Source organism: Methylobacterium sp. C33D (assembly GCF_053345825.1).
On record NZ_JBKFAV010000249.1, the window covers coordinates 1 to 283 of the forward strand.

At 67.5% G+C, this 283-nt stretch carries 1 protein-coding gene; it reads left to right on the forward strand.

Annotation, left to right across the window (positions count from 1 at the left end; all coding sequences use genetic code 11):
- Positions 1 to 25 precede the first annotated feature (25 nt).
- Positions 26 to 283: GntR family transcriptional regulator (locus ACLBXO_RS32245; RefSeq protein ID WP_447687972.1), on the forward strand; the 258-nt coding region annotated here is incomplete at its 3' end.

Here is a 283-nt window from a genome sequence, read left to right on the forward strand (position 1 = left end):
ACTGATCTGTGTGTGTCGGGGGACCATGAATAAAATCGAGCCCGGGATCAGCATCAGCCGCCGCTACCTCCACGACGAGGTCGCCGAGCGCATGCGCGAGCTGATCCGGTCCGGCGAGATGGAGCCGAAGGCGCGGATCAACGAGAGCGAGCTGACCGAGCGCTTCGGGATCACGCGGACGCCGCTGCGCGAGGCGATCAAGATCCTGGCGACGGAAGGCCTGCTGGAGCTGCTCCCGACGCGCGGGGCCCGCGTCGCCAGCATCTCGGCTGCCGAACTCGAG